Origin of the sequence: Streptomyces chumphonensis (genome assembly GCF_014779715.1) — a bacterium.
Taxonomy (GTDB): Bacteria; Actinomycetota; Actinomycetes; order Streptomycetales; family Streptomycetaceae; genus Streptomyces; species Streptomyces chumphonensis.
In genome coordinates this window covers 87784-107911 of the sequence record NZ_JACXYU010000011.1, presented here as the reverse complement: position 1 = coordinate 107911, position 20128 = coordinate 87784, and the positions used below count along the sequence as shown (strand labels likewise).

19 protein-coding genes are annotated in these 20128 nt (G+C 72.0%); 8 read left to right on the top strand and 11 right to left on the bottom strand.

Annotated features, from left to right (window positions below):
- Both IF129_RS19525 and IF129_RS19520 read right to left on the bottom strand, forming a co-directional pair.
- Positions 1-2217 (bottom strand): carbon starvation CstA family protein, encoded by a 2217-nt coding sequence (locus tag IF129_RS19525; protein WP_191211019.1) that lies wholly within the window; start codon positions 2215-2217, stop codon positions 1-3.
- A gap of 180 nt (positions 2218-2397) precedes the next feature.
- Positions 2398-3165 carry a GntR family transcriptional regulator gene (locus tag IF129_RS19520; RefSeq protein WP_191211100.1) on the bottom strand — a complete coding sequence of 256 codons (768 nt, stop codon included), beginning with the start codon at positions 3163-3165 and terminating at the stop codon, positions 2398-2400.
- Positions 3166-3483: 318 nt separating this feature from the next.
- Between IF129_RS19520 and IF129_RS19515 the strand changes: the two genes are divergently transcribed.
- From IF129_RS19515 to IF129_RS19490, 6 genes are all read left to right on the top strand, one after another.
- Positions 3484-4767 (top strand): extracellular solute-binding protein, encoded by a 1284-nt coding sequence (locus IF129_RS19515; protein ID WP_191211018.1) that lies wholly within the window; start codon positions 3484-3486, stop codon positions 4765-4767.
- Positions 4768-4856: 89 nt separating this feature from the next.
- Positions 4857-5846, top strand: coding sequence for a carbohydrate ABC transporter permease (locus tag IF129_RS19510; RefSeq protein WP_191211017.1), 990 nt, complete (start codon positions 4857-4859; stop codon positions 5844-5846).
- Between the two features lie 107 nt (positions 5847-5953).
- On the top strand, positions 5954-6766 hold the full coding sequence (locus IF129_RS19505) for a carbohydrate ABC transporter permease (protein ID WP_224755275.1): 813 nt from the start codon (positions 5954-5956) through the stop codon (positions 6764-6766).
- Between the two features lie 4 nt (positions 6767-6770).
- Positions 6771-8318: a glycoside hydrolase family 3 protein gene (locus IF129_RS19500; protein ID WP_191211016.1), complete on the top strand. Its 1548-nt coding sequence runs from the start codon at positions 6771-6773 to the stop codon at positions 8316-8318.
- A gap of 40 nt (positions 8319-8358) precedes the next feature.
- The gene (locus IF129_RS19495; RefSeq protein WP_191211015.1) at positions 8359-9408 is read left to right on the top strand and encodes an SIS domain-containing protein; all 1050 of its coding nucleotides are present in this window, start codon (positions 8359-8361) and stop codon (positions 9406-9408) included.
- A gap of 276 nt (positions 9409-9684) precedes the next feature.
- Entirely contained in the window at positions 9685-11172 is a 1488-nt protein-coding gene (locus IF129_RS19490) for a PAS domain-containing sensor histidine kinase (RefSeq protein ID WP_191211098.1), read from the top strand.
- Between the two features lie 170 nt (positions 11173-11342).
- Here IF129_RS19490 and IF129_RS19485 read toward each other — a convergent pair whose 3' ends face one another.
- Positions 11343-11600, bottom strand: a complete 258-nt coding sequence (locus tag IF129_RS19485) for a WhiB family transcriptional regulator (RefSeq protein ID WP_191211014.1) — start codon at positions 11598-11600, stop codon at positions 11343-11345.
- 315 nt (positions 11601-11915) lie between these two features.
- Positions 11916-12887 (bottom strand): diacylglycerol/lipid kinase family protein, encoded by a 972-nt coding sequence (locus tag IF129_RS19480; RefSeq protein ID WP_191211013.1) that lies wholly within the window; start codon positions 12885-12887, stop codon positions 11916-11918.
- 102 nt (positions 12888-12989) lie between these two features.
- Between IF129_RS19480 and IF129_RS19475 the strand changes: the two genes are divergently transcribed.
- Positions 12990-13466 carry a hypothetical protein gene (locus tag IF129_RS19475; RefSeq protein ID WP_191211012.1) on the top strand — a complete coding sequence of 159 codons (477 nt, stop codon included), beginning with the start codon at positions 12990-12992 and terminating at the stop codon, positions 13464-13466.
- A gap of 34 nt (positions 13467-13500) precedes the next feature.
- On the opposite strand, the gene IF129_RS19470 is transcribed toward IF129_RS19475, so the two are convergent.
- From IF129_RS19470 to IF129_RS19450, 5 genes are all read right to left on the bottom strand, one after another.
- Positions 13501-14499: an RNA polymerase sigma factor SigF gene (locus IF129_RS19470; protein ID WP_224755247.1), complete on the bottom strand. Its 999-nt coding sequence runs from the start codon at positions 14497-14499 to the stop codon at positions 13501-13503.
- Between the two features lie 38 nt (positions 14500-14537).
- Positions 14538-14945: an ATP-binding protein gene (locus tag IF129_RS19465; RefSeq protein WP_191211011.1), complete on the bottom strand. Its 408-nt coding sequence runs from the start codon at positions 14943-14945 to the stop codon at positions 14538-14540.
- A 235-nt stretch (positions 14946-15180) separates the two neighbouring features.
- Positions 15181-15783, bottom strand: coding sequence for a GNAT family N-acetyltransferase (locus IF129_RS19460; protein ID WP_191211010.1), 603 nt, complete (start codon positions 15781-15783; stop codon positions 15181-15183).
- Between the two features lie 10 nt (positions 15784-15793).
- A complete protein-coding gene (locus IF129_RS19455) occupies positions 15794-16702 on the bottom strand; it encodes a 1-aminocyclopropane-1-carboxylate deaminase/D-cysteine desulfhydrase (RefSeq protein WP_191211096.1) in 909 nt (302 codons plus the stop codon).
- 55 nt (positions 16703-16757) lie between these two features.
- Positions 16758-17348, bottom strand: a complete 591-nt coding sequence (locus IF129_RS19450) for a peptidoglycan recognition protein family protein (RefSeq protein WP_191211009.1) — start codon at positions 17346-17348, stop codon at positions 16758-16760.
- A gap of 109 nt (positions 17349-17457) precedes the next feature.
- On the opposite strand from IF129_RS19450, the gene IF129_RS19445 reads away from it, so the two are divergent.
- Entirely contained in the window at positions 17458-18606 is a 1149-nt protein-coding gene (locus tag IF129_RS19445; RefSeq protein WP_191211008.1) for a N5-glutamine methyltransferase family protein, read from the top strand.
- Here IF129_RS19445 and IF129_RS19440 read toward each other — a convergent pair.
- Positions 18572-19033: an NUDIX domain-containing protein gene (locus IF129_RS19440; protein WP_191211095.1), complete on the bottom strand. Its 462-nt coding sequence runs from the start codon at positions 19031-19033 to the stop codon at positions 18572-18574. The two genes, IF129_RS19445 and IF129_RS19440, sit on opposite strands and share 35 nt — an antisense overlap.
- Before the next feature lie 185 nt (positions 19034-19218).
- A complete protein-coding gene (gene snpA / locus IF129_RS19435; protein WP_191211007.1) occupies positions 19219-19914 on the bottom strand; it encodes a snapalysin in 696 nt (231 codons plus the stop codon).
- Positions 19915-20128: the final 214 nt, after the last annotated feature.

Genomic DNA, 20128 nt, shown 5'->3' with positions numbered 1-20128 from the left:
TCACGAGCGCGTTCCCACCGGGCGCTCCGGCCCCGTTCCGCCGCCGTCCCCGGCCGCTGCCGCCGCCATCTCCGCCTTCTCCTCCTTGGTGGCGAAGAGCCCGGCCGGTGCCACCACGGTGGAGCGCTGGTAGGGGGCCTCGTGCAGCTTCACCGTCTCCGGCGCGTGGACCGCCTTCCAGCAGACGCGGCCCGCGTCCACGATGACGACGATGATCAGGAGGGCGAAGAGCGCGCACAGGACGCCGTCGACCGTCGAGTTGGTGACGATGGTGTGCATCTCGTCCATGTCCTTGGCCGGAGCGATCACCTCACCGTTGTCGATGCCCTCCTGGTAGATGCTCCGCTGGGTGAAGAAGCCCACCCGGGGATCGCCGGAGAAGATCTTCTGCCAGCTCGCGGTGAGCGTCACGGCGACGTCCCAGGCGAGCGGGACACCGGTCACCCACGCCCACTTCAGTCGGCCCGACTTCACCAGCAGCGTGGTGCACACCGCCAGGGCGACGGCGGCCAGGAGCTGGTTGGCGATGCCGAAGAGCGGGAAGAGCTGGTTGATGCCGCCGAGGGGGTCGTGGACGCCCACCCACAGGAAGTAGCCCCAGCCGCCGACCACGATCGCGCTCGTCAGCCACACGCCGGGCTTCCAGCTCACGTCCCGCAGCGGCTTGTACAGGTTGCCCAGGGTGTCCTGGAGCATGAAGCGGCCGACCCGGGTGCCGGCGTCCACCGTCGTGAGGATGAACAGGGCCTCGAACATGATGGCGAAGTGGTACCAGAACGCCTTCATCGCGGCGCCGCCGATGACGGCCGAGAAGATCTCCGACATGCCGAGGGCGAACGTGGGCGCGCCGCCCGTGCGGGAGAGCAGCGACTCCTCCTCGACGGACTCGGCCGCCGCCGTCAGCGCCTCGGGGGAGATGCTGAACCCGAAGCCCGCGACGGCCTCCGACGCCGACTGCACGGAGTCCCCGATGGCCCCGACGGGCGCGTTGACGGCGAAGAACAGCCCCGGATCGATGATGCAGGCGGTGATCATCGCCATGATCGCGACGAACGACTCGGTCAGCATGGCGCCGTAGCCGACCATGCGGACCTGCGTCTCCTTCTGGATCATCTTCGGGGTGGTGCCCGAGGAGACGAGCGCGTGGAAGCCGGAGAGGGCGCCGCACGCGACGGTGATGAAGACGAACGGGAACATCGACCCGGCGAAGATCGGCCCGTCACCCCGCGAGGCGAAGTCGGTGACGGCCGGCATCTTCAGGGTCGGCAGGGCGATGAAGACGCCGAGGGCCAGCAGCGCGATCGTGCCGACCTTCATGAACGTGGAGAGGTAGTCGCGCGGGGCCAGCAGCATCCACACCGGGAGCACCGAGGCGAGGAAGCCGTAGGCGATCATCCACAGGACGAGGGTGCCCTTGGAGAGGGTGAAGGTCTCGGCGAGGGAGGACTCGGCGACCCAGCCGCCCGCGACGATCGCCAGCAGCAGCAGCGCGACCCCGACGACGGACACCTCGGTCACGCGTCCAGGACGCAGCACCCGCAGGTAGAAGCCCATGAACAGGGCGATGGGGATCGTCATCGCGATGGAGAAGACGCCCCACGGCGACTCCGCGAGCGCGTTGACGATGACCAGGGCCAGTACCGCCAGCAGGATGATCATGATGGCGAAGACGGCCACGAGTGCCGCCGCACCGCCGAACGGGCCGATCTCGTCCCGGGCCATCTGGCCCAGCGAGCGGCCGTCGCGACGGGTGGAGAAGAAGAGGGTCACCATGTCCTGCACGGCGCCCGCGAGGATCACCCCGACGACGATCCAGATCGTGCCGGGCAGGTAGCCCATCTGCGCGGCGAGCACCGGGCCCACCAGCGGACCGGCTCCGGCCACCGCCGCGAAGTGGTGGCCGAAGAGCACCCGGCGGTCGGTCGGGTGGAAGTCGACGCCGTTGTCCAGCCGCTCGGCGGGCGTCGCGCGGGTCTTGTCCACCCGCAGCACCCGGTAGGCGATGAAGCGGGAGTAGAAGCGGTAGCCGATGGCGTACGTGCCCAGCGCCGCGGCGACCATCCAGGCGGCCGAGATCTCCTCGCCGCGGGAGAGCGCGAGCATGGCCCAGCCGACGGCGCCGGCGAGCGCCACCGCCGTCCAGATCGCGATCTGGGCCGGTGACGGACTGCCACGCCCCACCGTCCCCCGGTCGGATGGTGCTGCGGGTTCGGTCATCTTCCGGCCCTCCGCCCTGTGATCATCCTTGAGGTGCGGGGGAACCCTAGGTGAGGGCCTATGGAGCCGTCACTAGGGTCACACGAGGGTGGGACGACGAACGGTCGAGTTGCGCGCCGAGCGGCCGGTGTCCGGCCGGTGTGCGCCTCGTGCGGCCGGGGCGGTGGAGGGGTGCCCGGCCTACTGCGGACGCTTGAGGCGGGCCACGAACTTGTAGCGGTCGCCCCGGTAGACCGAGCGCACCCACTCCACCGGCTCTCCGTCGCGGTCGTAGGAGTGCCTTGAGAGCATCAGCATCGGCAGCCCGACGTCCGAGCCCAGCAGCCCGGCCTCCCGGGGCGAGGCCAGGGAGGTCTCGATCGTCTCCTCGGCCTCGGCGAGCTGGACGTCGTAGACCTCGGAGAGGGCGGTGTAGAGCGAGGTGTACTTCATGAGGCTGCGCCGCAGGGCGGGGAAGCGCCGCTGGGACAGGTGCGTCGTCTCGATGGCCATCGGCTCGCCGCTCGCCAGCCGCAGTCGCTCGATCCGCAGGACGCGACCGCCGGGCGGGATGTCGAGCAGGGACGCCAGACGGTCGTCCGCGGTGACGTAGCCGAGGTCGAGGAGCTGGGAGGTGGGCTCCAAACCCTGGGCCCGCATGTCCTCGGTGTAGGAGGTGAGCTGGAGCGCCTGGGAGACCTTGGGCTTGGCGACGAACGTGCCCTTGCCCTGGATACGCTCCAGGCGTCCCTCGACGACGAGCTCCTGGAGGGCCTGGCGCACCGTGGTGCGCGAGGTGTCGAACTCGGTCGCCAGCGTACGCTCGGGGGGCACGGGCGTTCCCGGGGGAAGGGTTTCGGTCATCTCCAGCAGGTGCCGTTTGAGCCGGTAGTACTTGGGGACGCGCGCGACCCGGGTGGCGCCCTGCGGCGGTGTCCCCGGATCGGTGCCCTGCTCGTCGACGCCCACCGCCGCGGCGGTGCCCCCCGCCCCGAGGGGCGGACGCCCTGTCTGCTGTCCTCCTGCTGCCGTCACCGGCTTCCTCCGACTCCGTGCGTAACGGCCTCACATCCTGGCACGGCGGTTTCCCAGGGGAATCCTCCGGCACAGATGTCGTTCCGGTAACGGACCGGACGGCCCTTCCTGTCCACTCTTGACACCCCTATAGGTCTAGGCCAAGCTGCGGGAACTGGTCTAAACCATTAAAGACCAATCCCAGCCCCACAGGCACTACCTCGTCGTATGTCTTCTCGGTGGGCGGGAAGTTTCCATCCCTGGGAGGGTGACGTGAAGCGCAAGCTCATAGCAGCCATCGGCGTCGCGGCGATGCTCGGCGTGTCCGCCTGCGGCTCGGACAGCGACGACAGCGGCGACAACGGCTCCGGCGGAGGCGACAAGACGCTGACCGTCTGGGTCATGGACGGGTCCGCGCCCGATGAGTGGGTCACCGAACTGAACAAGGAGTTCGAGTCGGCCAACGAGGGGGTGACCGTCAAGATCCAGGAACAGCAGTGGAACGGCATCCAGGAGAAGATCACGACCTCCCTCTCCGAGGACACCCCGCCGGACGTGATCGAGCTCGGCAACACCCAGACCGCCGGATACGCGGTCACCGGCGGTCTCGCCGACCTCACCGACATGAAGGCCGATCTGGGCTACGACAGCTGGATCGAGGGGATGGTCTCCTCCACCGAGATCGACGGCAAGCTCTTCGCGGCGCCGTGGTACGCCGCCAACCGCGCCGTGATCTACGACAAGAGCATCTTCGAGGAGGCCGGCGTCGAGCCGCCCACCACCCGTGAGGAGTGGCTCGACGGGCTGAAGAAGATCGAGAAGGAGACGGACGCCCAGCCCCTCTACCTTCCGGGTCAGAGCTGGTACATCTACGCCGGTTTCCTGTGGGACGAGGGCGGCGACCTCGCCGTCCAGGACGGCGACCAGTGGAAGGGCTCGCTGGCCACCCCCGAGGGCGAGGCGGCCATGAACTTCTACAAGGAGCTCGCCGCCTACACGAACGCTCCGACCGACATCGACGAGTCCACCCCGCAGCAGTCCACGGACATCATCCCCAAGGGTGACGTCGCGTCCTGGATCGGTCTGGGCTGGGAGGCCGGCGGCGCGCAGGCCGCCATCGAGGAGGCCGGCGGCGAGGCCGACTTCGGCTACTTCCCGATCCCGGGCAAGAGCGCCGACCAGCCGGGCCACGTCTTCTTCGGCGGTTCCAACCTCGCCGTCTCCGAGCGCTCGCAGAACAAGGAGCTGGCCCAGGAGTGGCTGAAGCTCGCGACCTCCGAGAAGTGGATGAAGAAGTACGCCGAGGCCACCGGCGGCGCCCTGCTGCCGAACTCCGAGGCCGCCCAGGTCACCCCCGAGCCGGGCTCCTTCGCCGAGGCCATGGTCAAGGCCGCGGACGTCGGCCGCATCACCCCCGTCACCCCGGGCTGGGCGAACGTGGAGACCGACCCGAACCCGATCAAGCAGTACATGACCAATGTGCTCAACGGTTCGGACCCGGAGAAGGCCGGTAAGGACGCCGACACGACGATCACCGAGCGCATCAACCAGGGCTGACGCCCGCCGCGGCGTGTCCCGGCCGCTCGCCGGCCGGGACACGCCGGACCCCGTTCCCCCTCCGCAGCCCGTAGCCGAGGAAGAAGACCATGACCGTGCAGACCGAGGGCGTCACCCCCGTAGCCGAGGAGCCGCCTCCGCGTGACCCGGCGCCGGGGCCGGCCGAACCATCACCACGCCCCAGGCGCTCGCTGCCCAGCGGGTGGCTGCCCTATGTGCTGATCGGGCCGGCCGTCGTCGCCCTCGCCGTCTTCCTGGGCTACCCGCTCATCCGCAACGTGATCGTCTCGCTCCAGCAGCTCGGCCGGATCGAGATGATCTCGCGCACCACGGTGTGGACCGGCCTCGGCAACTACACGGAGCTCCTCCAGGACGACATGTTCTGGACCGTCGTGGCGCGCACGTTCGTCTTCATGGCGGTCAACGTGGTGCTGATCATGGTGTTCGGCACCCTGATCGGCCTGCTGCTGAACCGCCTCGGCAAGAAGATGCGGATGGTCCTCTCGATCTCCCTGGTGCTCGCCTGGGCCATGCCGATCGTCGCCTCCGCCACCGTCTTCCGGTGGCTGTTCGACACCCAGTTCGGCGTCATGAACTGGGTGATGCGCAGCCTCGGCTTCGAGGGCTACGACCAGCACAACTGGTTCGACACCGGCTTCTCGACGCTCGCGATCGTCACCCTGCTCATCGTGTGGGCGTCCGTCCCCTTCGTGGCGCTCAACATGTACGCGGGACTGACGACGATCAGCGGCGAGCTGTACGAGGCCGCCCGCATGGACGGTGCCTCGAACGCGCGGATCTTCCGCTCGGTGGTCTTCCCGATGCTGAAGCCGTTCTTCCTGATCACCACGTTCCTGGAGATCATCTGGGTCTTCAAGGCGTTCGCGCAGATCTACGCGCTCAACGCGGGCGGTCCGAACCGCGAGTCCGAGACGCTGCCGGTCTTCGCCTACGTCGAGGGCATGAGCCAGATGCAGTTCGGTGTGGCCGCCGCGGCGTCCGTGCTGACGATCCTGCTGCTCATGATCGCGATGTCGTTCTACTTCCGCCTGATCCTCAAGCAGGAGGACGAGCAGTGAGCCACCCCACCACCCTCGCCGGCCCGGCGGGGGCCCCCGACGCCGTCACGCCGAAGAACGGCGGCACTCCGGGCCGCGACGCGGCCCGCGCCAAGCGGCGCAAGACCCTGCGCGGCATCTGGCCCAACGTCCTCGCGCTCGTCCTGGCGGCCCTCTTCATCTTCCCCGTCTACTGGATGTTCTCGACGTCCTTCAAGCCGGCGACCGAGGTCCTCACCAAGACCCCGACCTTCTTCTTCTCGCCCACGTTCGAGCACTACGGCACCGCCACCGAGGTCGACCTCTTCTGGACGTTCGTCCGCAACAGCGTCCTGGTCACCGTGGGCGCCGTGGCCCTCGCGCTCGTCGTCGCCCTCGCGGCGAGCTTCGCCATCGTCCGGATGAGGTTCAAGGGCCGTAAGGGGCTCGTCCTCGCGGTGATGATGGCGCAGATGGCGCCCTGGGAAGTCATGGTCATCGTGATGTACCTCATCGCCCGGGACGCCGAGGTCCTCAACAGCATCGGCTTCCTGACGCTCATCTACTTCGTCATGGTCCTGCCCTTCACCATCTGGACGCTGCGCGGCTTCATCGCCGCCGTGCCGAAGGAGCTGGAGGAGGCCGCGATGATCGACGGGTGCAGCCGCACCCAGGCGTTCATGAAGGTGATCTTCCCGCTGCTCGCCCCCGGCCTGATGTCCACCTCGCTCTTCGGCTTCATCACCGCCTGGAACGAGTTCGCCATGGTGCTGGTCCTCAACAAGGACCCCGAGGCGTACACCCTGCCCTTGTGGCTCACCCAGTTCCAGTCGGCGTTCGGCAACGACTGGGGCGCGACCATGGCCGCGTCCTCGCTCTTCGCCCTGCCCGTGCTCCTCCTCTTCATCTTCCTCCAGCGTCGTGCCGTCGGTGGGCTCAGCGCCGGCGCGGTGAAGGGATAGCGACATGACCACTCTCGCCCCCGCCTCCACCACCCTCCTCCGGGACGCCCTCGCCGTCCTGCAACCCGGCTTCGTCGGCACCACGGCCCCCGACTGGCTGCTGCGCCGACTGGACGACGGCCTGACCTCCGTCGGACTCTTCGGCCGCAACATCGAGTCGCCCGAGCAGCTCACCGCCCTCACGGCCCAGCTGCGCGCCGTGCGCCCGGACGTCCTGGTCGCCATCGACGAGGAGGGCGGCGACGTCACCCGGCTGGAGGTCCGCAACGGCTCCTCCTTCCCCGGCAACCTCGCCCTCGGCGCCGTCGACGACCCGGAGCTCACCCGGACGGTCGCCCAGGAGCTCGGCCGCCGGCTCGCCGCCTGCGGCGTGAACCTCAACTGGGCCCCCTCCGCCGACGTCAACTCCAACCCGCACAACCCCGTCATCGGTGTGCGGTCCTTCGGCGCCGACCCCGAGCTGGTGGCCCGGCACACCGCCGCCTACGTCGAGGGCATGCAGGCCGCCGGGGTCGCGGCCTGCACGAAGCACTTCCCCGGGCACGGTGACACCAACGTCGACTCCCACCACGCGCTGCCGCGCATCGACGTCGGGCTCGCGACGCTCGGCGTCCGGGAGCTCGTCCCCTTCCGCGCCGCCGTCGCCGCCGGGAGCAAGGTCGTCATGAGCGCCCACATCCTGCTCCCCGCGCTCGACGCCGACCGGCCCGCGACCCTCAGCCACGCCGCCCTCACCGGGCTGCTGCGCGCGTCCGCCGAACGCGGCGGGCTCGGCTTCGACGGGCTGATCGTCACCGACGCGGTCGAGATGAGCGCCATCGCCGACACGCACGGCATCGAGCGGGGCACCGTCCTCGCGCTCGCCGCCGGGGCCGACGCCATCTGCGTCGGCGGCAACCTGGCCGACGAGGACATCGTGCTGCGCCTGCGCGACGCCGTCGTGCGGGCCGTGCAGGAGGGCGAGCTGCCCGCGGAACGCCTCGCCGACGCCGCCGCCCGCGTGCGCGACCTGGCCGACTGGACGCGCCGCGCCGCCGCCCGTCCGCTCCCGGAGCCCGCCCCCGAAGGCGCCGAGGTCGGCCTCACCGCGGCTCGGCGCGCGGTTCGGGTGACGCAGGGGCCGACGCCGTTCGTCCCGTGCGAGGAGGCCGTCTACGTCGCCGCGTGCACCCCCGTCGCGAACATCGCGGTGGGCGACGAGACGCCCTGGGGGCTGGCCGCCGAGCTGACCCGGCTGCTGCCGGGCACCGGGACCGGCTCCTGGAGCCAGACGGAGGCCGATGCGCTGGGCGTTCCGGCGCTGGCGGGACAGGTGCTGGCCGAGGCGGGGGACCGTAGGATCGTCGCCGTGGTCCGCGACGCCCACCGGCACTCCTGGATGGCCGCCGCGCTCGACGCCCTGCTCGCCGCCCGTCCGGACACCGTCGTGGTCGAGATGGGACTCCCGCAGGCTTCGCCCGTGGGCGCCCCGCACATCGCGACACACGGCGCGGCCCGCGTCTGCGCCCGCGCCGCCGCCGAGGTCGTCGCCGGCCGCCGGGCCGACGGCTGAATCCGGAACAACCGCACCACGCCAACTGGAGGCACCCCGCATGACCGCCACGACCGGTCGGATCATGGCCGGTGAAATGGCCGAACAGCCCGCCGTCCTGCGCCGCATCCTGACCGAAGGCGCGCCGAGGATCCGTGAGGTCGCCGAGCGGATCGCCGCGCGCGAGCCGCGCTTCGTGCTCCTCACCGCACGCGGCACGTCGGACAACGCGGCGCTCTACGCCAAGTACCTCCTGGAGGTCCTGCTGGGCAAGCCCTGCGGGCTCACCTCCATGTCCACGACGACGGCGTACGGCGCCCGGCAGGACCTCACGGACTGCCTGGTCATCACCGTCAGCCAGTCCGGCGGCTCCCCCGACCTCGTCGCCTCCACCCGGGCGGCCCGGGAGGCCGGGGCGATCACCCTGGCCGTCACGAACAACGCCGCGTCGCCGCTGGCGGAGATCAGCGAGTTCCACATCGACGTGCTGGCCGGGGAGGAGAAGGCGCTCCCCGCGACCAAGACCTACACCGCCGAGCTGCTGGCGCTGTACCTGTTCGTCGAGGGCCTGCGCGGCGGTGACGGCGCCGGGGCCGCCGCCGCGCTGCCGGAGCTGGCCGAGCAGATCCTCGACCGCCGCGAGGAGGTCAAGGACCTGGCGGGCCGGTACCGCTTCGCCGAGCGCATGGTGCTGACCTCACGCGGGTTCGGGTACCCGACGGCGAAGGAGGCGGCGCTGAAGCTGATGGAGACCAGCTACATCCCCGCCCTGTCCTACTCCGGTGCGGACCTGCTGCACGGGCCGCTGGCCATGGTCGACAACGTCTCGCCCGTCATCGCCATCGTGACCGACGGCAAGGGCGGGGAGGCGCTGCAGCCCGTCCTGGACCGGCTGCGCGACCGTGGCGCGGACCTGGTCGTCGTCGGACCCAAGCCGCAGGTGGACGCCGCCTCGGCGGGCTTCGTCCTGCCGGTGGACGGGGTGCGCGAGGAGCTGCAGCCGGTTCTGGAGATCCTCCCCCTCCAGATGCTGGCCTACGAGGTGACCATCGCGCGCGGCCAGGACCCGGACGCCCCCAGGGCCCTGGCGAAGGTCACCGAGACCCACTGAGGCCGCGGCGTGCGCGGGAACCCGCTCGCCGGTTCCCGCGCGACCGCTCCAGACCATGGACAGGCCCAGTGGTCTAGTCCACAATGGTGATAACGGCGAAAGCCTCCGCCCTCCCCGCACAGGAGGGTGGAACGAGATCCGCGGCGCTCTCTGCCCTGACCGCGCCCGGGTCTCAGGTCGCTCCGGGCTGCGGTGCCGGGTGAGTTGAGGGTCTCACCCAGGCGCCGCGGCCCGAAGTGCTTCCGGGCACCCTCTAGGCTCGGCGGCGTGCCCTCCATGAATGACCTCGTACGCCAGCACACCGCGCTCGGTGAGTCCGACCTCGAATGGCTGCACCTGCTCGTCTCCGAGTGGCAGCTGCTGTCCGACCTCTCCTTCGCGGACCTCGTCCTGTGGGTGCCCACCCGCGACGGCACCCGGTACGTGTCCGTCGCGCAGATGCGGCCCAACACCGGGCCCACCTCCTACCAGGACGACATGGTCGGCCACCTCGTGCCGCGCGGACGCCGACCGCTGCTGGACTCCGCGCTCGACGAGGGCCGCATCGTCCGGGAGGGCGACCCGGAGTGGCGCGAGGAGGTGCCGGTCCGGGTCGAGTCCATCCCCGTACGCCGCGACGGCCGGGTCCTCGGCGTCATCGCCCGCAACACCAATCTGCTGACCGTCCGGACCCCGAGCCGGCTGGAGCTGACCTACCTGCAGAGCGCCTCGGACCTGGCGCAGATGATCGCGGCGGGGGAGTTCCCCTTCCCCGGCCAGCAGGTCGACATGGACGCCTCCCCCCGGGTGGGGGACGGCCTGATCCGGCTGGACGCCGACGGGTTCGTCCAGTACGCCAGCCCCAACGCCCTCTCCGCCTACCACCGGCTCGGCCTCGCCGCCGACCTCGTCGGCCTCCAACTCGGCGAGACGACGGCCGAGCTGGCCCCGGCCAAGGGCCCGGTGGACGAGTCCCTGGTGAAGCTGGCCAGCGGCTGGGCGCCCCGGGAGGCCGAGATCGAGGGCGACGAGTGCGTGGTGCAGCTGCGCGCGATCCCGCTCAAGCCGAAGGGCACCCGGATCGGCTCCCTCGTCCTCCTGCGCGACGTCACGGAGCTGCGCCGCCGGGAGCGCGAGCTGATCACCAAGGACGCCACGATCCGCGAGATCCACCACCGGGTCAAGAACAACCTCCAGACGGTGGCCGCGCTCCTGCGCCTCCAGGCGCGCCGGATCGGCGCCACCGGGGACAGCAGCGCGCGGGAGGCCCTGGAGGAGGCCGTGCGCCGGGTGGGCTCCATCGCCATCGTCCACGAGACGCTCTCGCAGAACCTGGACGAGCGCGTCGACTTCGACGAGATCGCCGACCGCGTCCTCGCGATGGTGGCGGAGATCGCACCCGGCAAGGTCACGGGACGCCGCACGGGCCGGTTCGGCATCCTTCCCGCCGAGGTCGCCACCCCGCTGTCCATGGTGCTCACCGAGGTGCTCCAGAACGCCCTGGAGCACGGCTACGGCCCCGCCGAGCAGGGGACACTGGAGGTCGGTGCGGTGCGCGGCCCCGGGCCGTCTGGCGGCGAGGACGCGCGGCTCCTGGTGACGGTGCTGGACGACGGCCGGGGGCTCCCGGACGGGTTCGACGTCCGCACCTCGGGAAACCTCGGCCTGCAGATCGTCCGCACCCTCGTGGAGGGCGAGCTGGGCGGCACGTTCGAGATGGTGCCGGCCGCCGGGCGCGGCACCCGCGTGGTCTTCGACCTCCCGGTCACGACCGACCAGCGCTGACCCGGCGCACGGACGCGAGCGGCCCGCGGCGGCGGGCCCGACACGGCACCGAGCCCCGGCTCCGACCGTGGGGTCGGAGCCGGGGCTCGGGCTGACGTGCGGGTGCTAGCGGTGTCTCGCCGGCACTGCGTGCTGCGGCTCGGGGCAGCGGGTGGCCAGGCCGGGCGTCGTCAGGCGGTCGCCTTACGCGCGCGGTTGCGGGCGGCGCGGCGCTTCATCGCGCGACGCTCGTCCTCGCTGAGGCCACCCCAGACGCCGGAGTCCTGACCGGACTCCAGGGCCCACTGCAGGCACTGCTCCTGAACGGGGCAGCGGCGGCAGACGGCCTTGGCTTCCTCGATCTGCAGCAGCGCAGGACCGGTGTTGCCGATGGGGAAGAAGAGCTCGGGGTCTTCCTCGCGGCAAACGGCGTTGTGACGCCAGTCCATGGCTGCTCCATCTCCTACGCGTTGGTACGTGGCTTGTGAATGTGAACGCTTTCACGAATCCCCCGACAAAGGAAGGGCCGACCAGTAGATGTGACGCTGGTCGCATCGGCTTTGAAGAGGGGGTTCGGGCTGACTCGGGGGCTGCCGAAGGCGCTGTCCCGATCGCCATGAAGAGATTCGCAAACCTCGGCGGTGGATACAACCCCTTCCGGCAAGTTTTTTTTGATTCCTTGGTGTCGCTTGCCTCACAGCCGTACTTCTAGTGGGTGGAGGCTGGCCTAAACGTTCGAGTGGAAGGACTTTCGGCCCTTCGACTTATGCAATCACACGCAGTGCACGCCGAACACCTGTGAAGCTGATGCTCGTTCGCAGTCCCAGGTGGTCACCGTCCATCTGAAACGGCAGCGGCACCTGCGAATGCAAGGTGAAGGCCGACACGTCGTGCAGTGACACAGCGTGCTTGCCGCGCGGGCCCCGCTCCGGCGAGGACGTCAGCAGCTGGGTGCCGTAACGGGTCACCGCCACCGGCGACAGCCGGGTGAGTCCGAGCACGTCAAGTGCCGTGTCGAACGACGCCTCGGGGGCCGCGTACACCGGCCGGTTCCCCAAGTACGTCCAAGGAGCCGTGTTGCACACTATGGACGCCACCAAACCTCCCACCGGTTCCCCGTCCGGCCGCTCCAGGGTGATCGTGCCGCTGCGGCGATGCGGATCACCGACGAACTGCCGCAGCACCTGCCGCATGTAGAGGGCGTGCGTCGAGCGCCTGCCCCGCTCCCGCTGCTGCTCGACGCGGCCGACGACGCCGGCGTCGAAGCCGAAGCCCGCGCAGAACGTGAACCAGCGCGGCGGCACCCCGGCGTCGTCCGTGTCCGGGGTCCCGGCCGCGAGACCCAGCCCCACCGTCCTGCCGCCGCCGCTCTCCAGGGCGCCCAGCAGGGCCCCCGTCGCCTCCACGGGGTCGTTCGGCAGCCCCAGGGCCCGGGCGAAGACGTTCGTCGACCCACCGGGCACGACGGCCAGCCGGGGCAGTCCCTCCGGGTCCGGGCCGTGGTGGCCGAGGAGTCCGTTCACGACCTCGTTCACCGTGCCGTCGCCGCCGAGGGCGATCACCAGCTCGGTCTCCCCGCCCTCGACCGCACGCCGGGCCAGCTCGCGGGCGTGCCCCCGGTGCTCGGTGGTCGCCACCTCCAGCTTGAGGTCGCTCGCCAGCGCGTGCACGAGTACGTCCCGCGTCCGCGCACTGGTGGTGGTTGCCTTGGGGTTGACCACGAGAAGTGCGCGCATGGGGTGCAGGTTACCGAGTGGGAGGACGTGCCCCCACCCGCCCTTCGGCTCCCTTCCGCGCTCCCCGCGTCCCGGAACGGCGAGGCGGCTACGCTGGCGGGTGTGAGCACAGCAGACAAGCGTCAGACGCCCGCCGGGGGCCCGGCGCCGGGACGTGGCGGGGCGAGCGGGCAGGAGGCCGCCGAGCGGCCCACACGCCTCTCCGTCGCCGCCGCACTGGTCGCGCTGGAGGGGCTCGCCGTCCTCGGCGTGGGCATCGCGATGCTCGTTCTCCCCCTGATCGGGGACCGTACGGACGGCCTCCTGCAGGCGCTCACCGGAGCCGTCACCGTGCTCGCCCTCGCCGTGCTGCCGCTGGCCACCGCGCGAGGGCTCTGGCTGCTGCGCCGCTGGAGCCGGGGGCCGGCCGTCTTCACCCAGCTGATCGCCCTGCCCGTCGGCTGGCAGATGGCCTCCTCCTCGGGGCTGTGGGTGCCGGCCGGGCTCGCCGTCGCGGCCACGGCCGTGGCCGGGCTGGTGTGCCTGTTCCACTCCCGGGCGGCCGCCGCCCTCGGCGTCGGGGCCGCGCCGGGCGGCTGACCCGTCACGAGGCGGGCGGCGCGGGGCGTGTGCCTCACTCCTCCACGAGCAGTTTGTCCCGCAGCTGGGCCAGTGTCCGGGCCAGCAGGCGGGACACGTGCATCTGCGAGATGCCGACCTCCTGGGCGATCTGCGACTGCGTCATGTTGCCGAAGAACCGCAGCAGAAGGATCTTCTTCTCCCGGGGCGGGAGCTGTTCCAGCAGGGGTTTGAGCGACTCCCGGTACTCCACGCCCTCCAGCGCGTCGTCCTCCGCGCCCAGGGTGTCCGCCACGGCCGGGGACTCGTCGTCGGTGTCCGGCACGTCGAGGGAGAGCGTGCTGTAGGCGTTGGCCGACTCCAGCCCCTCCAGCACGTCCTCCTCGGAGATCGACAGGCGCTGCGCGAGTTCGTGCACCGTCGGCGCCCGGCCGTGCAGCTGGGACAGCTCGGCCGTCGCCGAGGACAGCGAGAGCCGGAGCTCCTGCAGCCGCCTCGGGACGCGCACGGCCCAGCCCTTGTCCCGGAAGTGCCGCTTGATCTCGCCGACGACGGTGGGGGTGGCGTAGGTGGAGAACTCCACGCCCCGCTCCGGGTCGAACCGGTCCACGGACTTGATCAGGCCGATCGTCGCGACCTGGGTCAGGTCGTCCAGCGGCTCGCCCCGGTTGCGGAAGCGGCGCGCCAGGTGCTCGACCAGCGGCAGGTGCATGCGGACGAGGCGGTTGCGCAGTTCCGCCCGCTCGGGGGAGTCCTCCGGCAGATCGCGCAGCCGGACGAAGAGCTCCCGGGCCCCGTAGCGGTCCTGCGCGGCCTGCTGCCGGGCCGGGCCGCCGTGCCCGGTGGCACTGTGCCCGGTGGCACCGTGGCCGCCGCCCGGCCGGGCGTCCGCGGCGTGCTCCTGCGGCTGCTCGTCCATGGCCTCCGTCCGCTGCGCCCGCTCCGGAAGCCGGCCGAGGTCGGCCGGGTGCGGCCGGGCCTGTTGCTCCGGGATCGCCGTATCCGCCGCCATGTCGTGGCGGCCGACCGGCGCATTGTGCTCCAGGTCGTTCATACCGGCCCCCTCGTCCCGGGCCGGCCCCTCGGCATCGGTCACGATGCCCCGGGGCCGGCGCCGCGCTTCTTGTGCAGGCTGATGCTGACCGTGCGGTCCTCGGCCACGGCCGAGTCCACTTCACCGGCCAGTGCCGAGAGCACCGTCCAGGCGAAGGTGTCGCGCTCCGGGGCGCGACCGTCCGTCGTGGGCGCCGAGACCGTCACTCTCAGTGAGTCTCCCACCAGAGTGAAGACGCAGCTGAGGACGGACCCCGGGACCGCTTGTTGGAGGAGGATCGCGCACGCCTCGTCCACGGCGATGCGCAGGTCCTCGATCTCGTCGAGGGTGAAGTCCAAGCGGGCCGCGAGACCGGCGGTGGCCGTGCGCAGCACCGACAGATAGGCACCCGCCGCGGGCAGCCGGACCTCGACGAAGTCCTTGTCCGCACCTACGATCTGGGACACCCTCACCTCCAAGGTGGCACAAACTGGTTGGCCTGCCCCGAACTTCCGCCGGCCTCCCGGGCGACCAGGGGGCCGGGCCGGCGCGAAGCAGATGGTCCGCCTGCGACGCTATCGCGATCCGTGGCATGCTGTCCCACGGACGGCCGCGCGCCGCCCCACACCATGGACGTCACCCATCGTAAACACATGGGCACTGTCCGTGGCTAGAGGTGTGGCGGTATCAATTCCAAGAAGATTACGCTGCGTTGCTCCGTGCCTCCGCACGGCCCCCCGTTACCGGCCCGCTCCCCGCGCGGGGGTCGGGCTCCTCGGCCCGTGCCGCGTCGGCCGCCAGAGCTCGCAGGGGCTCGCCGCTCATGCGGAACACCGTCCATTCGTCCATCGGCTCGGCGCCGAGCGACCGGTAGAAGTCGATCGAGGGGCGGTTCCAGTCGAGCACCCACCACTCGAAGCGCCGGTAGCCCCGCTCCACGCAGATCCGCGCCAGCTCCGCGAGCAGCGCCCTTCCGTGTCCGGCGCCCCGGGCGGCCGGGCGCACGTACAGGTCCTCCAGGTAGACGCCGTGGGTGCCCGTCCAGGTCGAGAAGTTGCGGAACCACAGGGCGAAGCCGACCGGCTCGCCCCCGGCGGTGCCGGTGCCCCCGTCGGCCCCCGGTGTTCCGTCCGTCCCGGCCGTCTCCGCGATGAGGGCGTACACCGCGGGACGCGCTCCGAAGAGTGCCTCGTGCAGCTGCTCCTCGGTCGCGTGGGCGTGCTCGGCCGCGCGCTCGTACGCGGCGAGCTCCCGGATCATCTCCAGGATGACGGGCACGTCGGCGGGCGTCGCGGCACGGATCATGAGGCAGACCTTAGCCGGTGACGACGACGGCGACCCGCGTGCCCGGTGCGAAGGCCCCCTCCTCGGCGAGGGTGGTGATCCCGAGCAGGAGCTTCGCGACGTACACGCGCTCCAGCGGCATCCCGTGGCGATCCTCGAAGTCGGTGGCGAACCGCTCCAGCCCGGGGGTGCCGCGCGCGTAGCCGCCGCAGTGGAAGCGCTCCTCCAGCCGCCACGTGCCCCGGGGGCCGCCGAACGCCTCGCACTGCAGCCGCGCGACCTCCGCGCCCAGGAACCCGCCCCGCAGGACCGGCACGCCGATCGCCGGGGGGCCGTCCGCCGCCAGGCCCGCGAGGGTGCCCCCCGTGCCGCAGGCGACGGCGGCGACGTCCGCGTGCCCGGCCAGCTCCCGGCCCAGCGCGGCGCAGCCCCGCACGGCGTGCGCGTTGCTCCCGCCCTCCGGCACGACGTGCACGCCGCCGGGCAGGCCGAGCCGGGCGCACAGCTCGGCCGCGTACGCCGGATCGGCGCGACGCCGGTAGTGGGCGCGGGCGACGAAGTGGAGGCGCATGCCGTCCGCGACGCAGCGGGCCAGGGAGGTGTTGAGGGGCCGGTCCGCCAGTTCCTCGCCCCGCACGACGCCGACGGTGGCCAGGCCCAGCAGCCGTCCGGCCGCCGCCGTGGCGCGCAGGTGCCCGGAGTAGGCGCCGCCGAACGTCAGCAGGGTGCTGTGCCCGTCCTGCCGGGCGGCCATCAGATTGGGGACGAGTTTGCGCCACTTGTTGCCCGGAAGGTCCGGGTGCAGCAGGTCGTCCCGCTTGAGCAGCAGCCGGAGCCCGCGCCGGGTGAAGCGGTCGTCCGGGACCTCCGTCAGCGGCGACGGCAACGCGACGCGCAGCGGCCCCGGGACGTCCGGCGGGCCCCCAGCGGCCGGGTACACGGCGGGCGGGGGCGGCGGGGGCGTGCGGGGCTCGGGGGCGGTCACCCCACGATTGTCATCGCAGCCGCTCGCGGATGCGATCGCGCATCCAGTCCATGGAGAAGCCTCGTGGGTCGATCTTCTGGTTCGTCCACTCCAGGTGCCCGATGACCGACCACTCGTTCCACCGGTGGTGCCGACACACGGCGGCCGAGGCGCGGGCGATGGCGTCGAGCTGCGCGGCGGGCCAGGGATCGCGCCCGTTGCCCCAGTTCTCGCACTCGAAGCCGTAGAAGCGGGTGTTCCCGTCGGTGTTGCGCTCGTTCGGGGCGGGGGTGCGGCGCTCGGCGATGACCGCGCGCAGCACGTCGTCGTCGCCGAGTCCCGCGTGGTTCGACCGGCCGTGGCCGACGAGGTGGACCCGGCCGTCCTTGGTGATCACGCCGTGGCACAGCGGACCGGGGAGGCCCGAGTAGCCGTAACGGCAGAGGTTGACGGTGCGCCTGGTGCCGTTGGTGACGGTGTGATGGATCATCACGCCGTTCACCGGCCCCCACGCACCGACGTGGTTGCGGTTGTGAGTACGCCAGTTGCCCACCTCGACGACGTCGCACCCTTCCCGGCGCAGCGCGGCGAGCATGGCGTTCGCTGTGATGGGAGTCGCCATGAGGGGTTTTTACCCCTGGTAGTTGATCCCTTACCTTTTGTCATACCGCGCACGCGTGGAGAAACGGTGCAGACGCACACGCCGCACGCCCCCCGGCTAGAGTCGCCCCATGGACGTCCTCCCCCTCGATTCCGCGCGCCCGGCGCTGCGCTGGCGTTCCGAGTCCGCGGCACCGGCGCCCCGGCGCGTGGTGGAGGGTGACGACGCGCTGCGCGCAGCCGACGCCTACCGGATGGCCTGCGAGGGCACGGCCGTGCTGTGGCGGGGCGACTACCAGGGCGCCCGGCAGCTCCTGACCGCCCTCGCCCGGCGCGTCGACCGCGGCCCGCGCCGCAACCGCGCAGCACCGGTGGCGGCGTCGCGGGACCCGTACGACGCCTTCCACCGCCACCGGCAGGAGCAGGGCCGACGGGCCCGCGTCCTCGGCATGCTGCTCGTCCCGGTCGACCCGGGCTACGTGGTGCCGCTGCGCCGCGCACCCGACGTCCGGGCCGCCTGCGCCGAGGCGTACGGCCCGCCGCAGGCCGGCGGGGACGCGCCCTTCGCCGTCTCGCTGCGGGAACTGCTCGGAGTGATCGGCGCCCACGAGTGGCGGCGCAGGGGCGTACCGGTGCCCGCGCTCGGCGGCGACCGCGTCCACCCCCACTACGGCGTCTTCTCCCCGGTGCGCGGTGAGTACGTCGACCTGGTGGCCCGCGCCCCGCTGCCCACCGACCGCGCGGTCGCCCACGACATCGGCACCGGCACCGGAGTGCTCGCCGCGGTACTGGCCCGGCGCGGCGTGGCCCGGGTCGTCGGCACCGACCAGGACCCGCGCGCCCTCGCCTGCGCCCGGGACAACGCCGAACGACTCGGCCTGGCCGAGCGGATCGACGTCGTCGAGGCCGATCTCTTCCCACCCGGCCGGGCGCCGCTCGTGGTGTGCAACCCGCCGTGGTTGCCCGCGAAGCCCACTTCGGCCGTCGAGCGCGCCGTCTACGACCCCGGCAGCCGGATGCTGCGCGGCTTCCTCGCCGGGCTGCCGCACGCCCTGGCCCCCGGCGGAGAGGGCTGGCTGATCCTCTCCGACCTCGCCGAGCGCCTCGGGCTGCGCACCCGCGACGCGCTCCTCGACCTGATCGACGCCGCCGGACTCACCGTCGTCGACCGGCTGGACGCGCGCCCCACGCACCCCCGGTCGGCCGATCCCGACGACCCCCTGCACGCCGCGCGCTCCGCCGAGATCACCTCGCTGTGGCGGCTGGCTCCCAGCCGGTGAGCAGCACCCGGCGCTGCCCGGCCCGGTAGCGGGCCACGGCCTCCGGGGTGGGCGCCACGGCGTCCGCGGGGATCTCGTCCACGGGGACCCAGCCGACCCAGGAGTGCTTCTCGGGCTCGGCGTTGACCAGCTCCCCGGACCACGACCGCGCTCCGAAGACCACCGTCAGGTAGCCGCCGGGCGCCTCCGCCCCGTGCGCGCCGTGCACGACGTGGACGAGTTCCAGCTCCTCGGGGGCGACCACCAGCCCCGTCTCCTCGCGCAGCTCGCGGGCGGCCGAGACGGTGACGGGCTCGCCCGGCTCGGCCTTCCCCACCGGCAGGTCCAGCCGTCCGCGCGCGAACTTGGCCCGTGGCCCGCGCCGTAGAAGCAGCACCCGGTCGTGCCGCGCGTCGTGCACGATCACGGCGGCGGCCAGCAGGCACATGGAGTCGGTGGCGGGCGGCAGCACGGTGTCCCCCTCGTTCCTCGGTTCCGGACACCCAGCATGGCAGGCGGCACCGACAGCGCGGTGCCCGCCCGACCCCCTCGGTCGGACGGGCACCGCGGACCGGGGCCGTTCGGGCCGGCCCCTCGGCGGCCGGGGGAGAGCACGCGCCCCGGCCGCCGGGCTCACTTGGCCGAGAGCTCCTTGTCGAAGGCGGAGAGGCCGTAGCTCCACAGGGAGTTCACCCGGTTGATCTCGTTGCGGTTCGGGTACGCGTTGGTGCACGACGGCCCGGGCCCGCCGCCGGACATCAACTCGCTGCACGGCCCGGAGTAGTTGTCCGGAAGGCCGAGCACGTGACCGGTCTCGTGCGTGGTCACGCGGGTGGAGTCGTAGACCTGGTTCTGCCGGTAGTCGAGGAAGATGTAGCCGTTGCCCCGCCCGTCGGTGTAGGCGTACGAGCCGCGCGAGCTGTTGCCCTCGTAGTAGCGGAAGTCCGCGCCCGACCCCTCCCGCAGCTGCACGCTGCTCACGGAGGCGTTCCATATCTGGGTGGAGCGGGCGATCTGCGTGCGGAAGCTCGGCGCGCGGCTGGCGTCGTAGGTCACCGTCACGGCCTGGGCGCCGGGGTTCTCCGCGTACTTCTCCATCGCCGAGGCCCGCACGGCCTCGAAGAACGCCCGCGTGGCCTCCTGGTCGGAGACGGCCGCGCTCGGGGTCCTGGGGCCGGTGAAGGCGGCGGTGGTGAAGGCCCGTTCGGCCTGGGCCGGGCCGTCCGGGGCGGCGGGGGCCGCCGCCGTGGTCGTGGCCGGAACGGCGGCGAGGCCCGCCGCCATGGCCAGGCCCACGGCAGCGGAGAAGACATGCTTCGGGTACTTCATGGGGGGTCCCTTCCTCGTCCGGGCACCGACCGGCCGCCGTGGAGTGGGGGGTTGCGGCCGGTCGGAGCCGGATGAATCGCGGTCCAGGCGAGTGTCCGGGCCACGGGCGGGGCGCGGGAAGGATGCCACCAGGCGATAGGACGGGGCTATCACCCGCGCCGCGCCCGCCCGACCAGCGTGGTCACACCTCTGGTGACGCTGCGGAGCCCGCGGC

What these genes read in the sequence shown, in the direction of transcription:
- IF129_RS19525 (WP_191211019.1), bottom strand. Translation starts at nt 2,217, where the DNA reads ATGACCGAACCCGCAGCACCATCCGACCGGGGGACGGTGGGGCGTGGC.
- IF129_RS19510 (WP_191211017.1), top strand. Translation starts at nt 4,857, where the DNA reads ATGACCGTGCAGACCGAGGGCGTCACCCCCGTAGCCGAGGAGCCGCCT.
- IF129_RS19500 (WP_191211016.1), top strand. Translation starts at nt 6,771, where the DNA reads ATGACCACTCTCGCCCCCGCCTCCACCACCCTCCTCCGGGACGCCCTC.
- IF129_RS19495 (WP_191211015.1), top strand. Translation starts at nt 8,359, where the DNA reads ATGACCGCCACGACCGGTCGGATCATGGCCGGTGAAATGGCCGAACAG.
- IF129_RS19490 (WP_191211098.1), top strand. Translation starts at nt 9,685, where the DNA reads ATGAATGACCTCGTACGCCAGCACACCGCGCTCGGTGAGTCCGACCTC.
- IF129_RS19485 (WP_191211014.1), bottom strand. Translation starts at nt 11,600, where the DNA reads ATGGACTGGCGTCACAACGCCGTTTGCCGCGAGGAAGACCCCGAGCTC.
- IF129_RS19480 (WP_191211013.1), bottom strand. Translation starts at nt 12,887, where the DNA reads ATGCGCGCACTTCTCGTGGTCAACCCCAAGGCAACCACCACCAGTGCG.
- IF129_RS19470 (WP_224755247.1), bottom strand. Translation starts at nt 14,499, where the DNA reads ATGAACGACCTGGAGCACAATGCGCCGGTCGGCCGCCACGACATGGCG.
- IF129_RS19460 (WP_191211010.1), bottom strand. Translation starts at nt 15,783, where the DNA reads ATGATCCGTGCCGCGACGCCCGCCGACGTGCCCGTCATCCTGGAGATG.
- IF129_RS19450 (WP_191211009.1), bottom strand. Translation starts at nt 17,348, where the DNA reads ATGGCGACTCCCATCACAGCGAACGCCATGCTCGCCGCGCTGCGCCGG.
- IF129_RS19445 (WP_191211008.1), top strand. Translation starts at nt 17,458, where the DNA reads ATGGACGTCCTCCCCCTCGATTCCGCGCGCCCGGCGCTGCGCTGGCGT.
- IF129_RS19440 (WP_191211095.1), bottom strand. Translation starts at nt 19,033, where the DNA reads ATGTGCCTGCTGGCCGCCGCCGTGATCGTGCACGACGCGCGGCACGAC.
- snpA (WP_191211007.1), bottom strand. Translation starts at nt 19,914, where the DNA reads ATGAAGTACCCGAAGCATGTCTTCTCCGCTGCCGTGGGCCTGGCCATG.